Below are 2,638 nucleotides of genomic sequence, written 5' to 3'. Positions count from 1 at the left end.
CTAGGAGGAACCGACGCACATGAGCAGGTGTCCACAATGCCAGCCGCCCGTCGGTGCTCAGCTGCCGCGAATCCAGCGCGGCCTCCAGGACCAGCGGATTCGCTGGCAATCCTCGCGCCCGCGCCCATGTCTCGCACCGGTGGACCAGCAGCTCCTGCCCGGCCTTGAACTCTTCCTGCTGCTCGATCTCGTAGAACGTACGCATTTGTATTGCCGCTCTCTCCCGGAAAGCCTGACCAGTCAACGCTACCGGTCAGCCGCGACCGACCAGCCAGCGGTGACCGCAGGGCGTGGAGAGGGCATGGAGCGCATGAACGTGAGTGCACGGACGATCGAGGTGAGGCCCGCCGGGGGGGGTGAGCGGATCTTCCGTTCGCCGGGGTGACGGCCCGCGGCGCTCCGGATCAGATAGCTCGGGTAGGATGGCCGTTGCCACAGACGATCGTCTTGAGGAGGTGAGACCCATTTCCGCTGTGTCAGGGTGGGTGCTCTCCTCCCGCGGCCACGCGGTTCGCTCGAAGTAGGCGATCGGGAAGGTGCCCTTCGGCATCCCGAAAGGCTTCCCGTGTCGACAGCCGGCCCTTCTTCTTCCTTTCTCCCCTCTTCTCGCCCGTCTTCCTCACCATCTTCGCCCCTGCCGCGGTCCGTCGTCGTCACGAGGCTGCGGGCCGCCGGCTGCGTCTTCGCCGAGGACGAGGCGCGGCTGCTCGTCGATGCGGCCCGGACCCCGGGCGAACTCGCCGCGATGGTGCAGCGGCGCGTCGCCGGCCTGCCCTTGGAACACGTGCTCGGCTGGGCGGAGTTCCACGGCCTGCGGATAGCCGTGGACCCCGGGGTCTTCGTGCCCCGCCGCCGCACGGAGTTCCTCGTCGATCAGGCGGTCGAACGGGTCGCCGACCGGTCCCGGCCGGTCACCGTCGTCGATCTGTGCTGTGGCTCGGGGGCGGTGGGGGTCGCGCTGGTGGCGGCCCTGCCCGGGATCGAGGTGCACGCCGCCGACGTCGAACCGGCCGCGGTGCGGTGCGCCCGCCGCAACCTCGCCTCCGCCGGTGGCCGGGTCTACGAGGGTGATCTTTACGAGCCGCTGCCAGCCGTCCTACGGGGCCACGTGGACCTGCTGGCCGCGAACGCCCCCTATGTACCCACCGACGCGATTGAGCTGATGCCGCTGGAGGCTCGCGAGCACGAGCCGCGGGTGGCGCTCGACGGCGGGGCGGACGGGCTCGATGTTCTGCGGCGGGTGGCCGCCGAGGCGCCGCGGCGGCTGGCCCCGGGCGGTCACCTGCTGGTCGAGACCGGCGAGCGGCAGGCAGCGTCGATCGTCGAAGCCACCGCCCAGGCCGGCCTGATCCCCACGGTCGCCGGTTCCGCCGACCTGAACGCCACCGTCGTCATCGCGACCAGGCCGGCCGCGGCTCCCGTGTCCGCGATGGGCGCGGCATCCGGACAGCCGCCGTCAGTCGGGTAGGCCCAGCCCTCGTCCGCGGCTGCCCGCGGAAAGGCCGCGGGCAGCCGGATGCAGCCGGATGCAATGGATGCAGATGGACCGAAGCCGTCCTCGGTGAATCCCCGGGACCTGCTCGTCGTTCAACGGGACCTGTTCGTCGGTCAACAGGAGATGTTTCAGGGCAGGACGTCGTAGGTGTAGGTGCCGGTCATGTCGAGCACGCTGCGGGGGGTCGCCGGCGTGCTCGACATGCTCGACGGGGCGAACGGGGAGACCAGCGGGTCGTCGATCCGATGGCCGAGGAGGCTTGCCGGGGCGGTCATGTCCGGCTGGTACACGCGGCCGTGACGCCGCATCCAACCCTCCCAGACGCGGTCGACGTTGCAGTGGTGCACGAAGAAGACCGGGTCGTTGGGGGACGACGCCAGCGACATGTCCCTGCCCCCGCCGACCCAGCGGTGGACCTGGTTGTGCAGTCCGGTGCCGATGAAGCCTTCGAGACGGTTGCGGAACCCCCGCGAACTCACGTTGAAGGGAGCCTCGTCGTAGCTCGCGAGTGTCGGATCGGCGACGGTGTCGAAGGCTGCGGTGAGGTCGGCGTTGCTCGGCAGGATCGACGATCCGAACGTGGCGCTGCCGAATCTCCGCCGCACGCCGCGTTCGGTAACCTGCTGGAGCGCGCCGCTGCTGCTGGTGGAGATCCGTACCCGGAAGCTGGTCGGGTCGGCGGGGTCGAAGAAGAACGCACCGCCGGGGATCGGGGTGCCCTGGCCCCCGAAACCGTCCGGGGTGTTCCGCCACAGCGCCGAAGCAGCGGGGTTCGGTGCCGTGCCGGGAGCGGAGGGTGTCCCGTCGCGCGCCCAGTCCCAGTACGGCAGCCCGAAGTTCGGGTCGCCGAGAACGCGCTGGAGGTGCACTTCCAGCCAGCCAAGCATGACTCGGTGCCAGGGCAGGAAGACGGGGCCGGCGTGCGCGGCGTTGCGGTTGCTCGGTGACCCTCCCGGGGGGGACGGGGGTGTTCATCGCGATGACATGCCAGATGACGAACAGGTCGTAGGTCCGTACCGGTCGGCTCGGACCGGGGAGGCCGAACTGATTCGTGCGCAGCGTCGTAGGTTCGTGTTTGAGGGGTCTTCGAAGTTAACCGGGGTGGGCGTGAAACCCCAGCCAGTTTGGTAACTGTGCGTAATG

Annotated in this window: 2 protein-coding genes and 1 pseudogene; 1 reads left to right on the top strand and 2 read right to left on the bottom strand. The window is 69.7% G+C overall.

What is annotated here, in order from left to right:
• Positions 1 to 205: pseudogene (locus ACY5KJ_RS19650) on the bottom strand (hypothetical protein); the annotation flags it as partial.
• 360 nt (positions 206 to 565) lie between these two features.
• Here ACY5KJ_RS19650 and ACY5KJ_RS19645 point away from each other — a divergent pair.
• Positions 566 to 1,468, top strand: a complete 903-nt coding sequence (locus ACY5KJ_RS19645; RefSeq protein WP_462189310.1) for a putative protein N(5)-glutamine methyltransferase — start codon at positions 566 to 568, stop codon at positions 1,466 to 1,468.
• 155 nt (positions 1,469 to 1,623) lie between these two features.
• Here the strand turns inward: ACY5KJ_RS19645 and ACY5KJ_RS19640 are convergent, their stop codons facing one another.
• A complete protein-coding gene (locus ACY5KJ_RS19640; protein ID WP_462189308.1) occupies positions 1,624 to 2,382 on the bottom strand; it encodes a tyrosinase family protein in 759 nt (252 codons plus the stop codon).
• Positions 2,383 to 2,638 lie beyond the last annotated feature (256 nt).

The sequence above is a fragment of the Frankia sp. CcWB3 genome, from assembly GCF_977927595.1.
The sequence above is the reverse complement of the archived record's forward strand: the minus strand, read 5'-3'. Positions and strand labels throughout refer to the sequence as shown.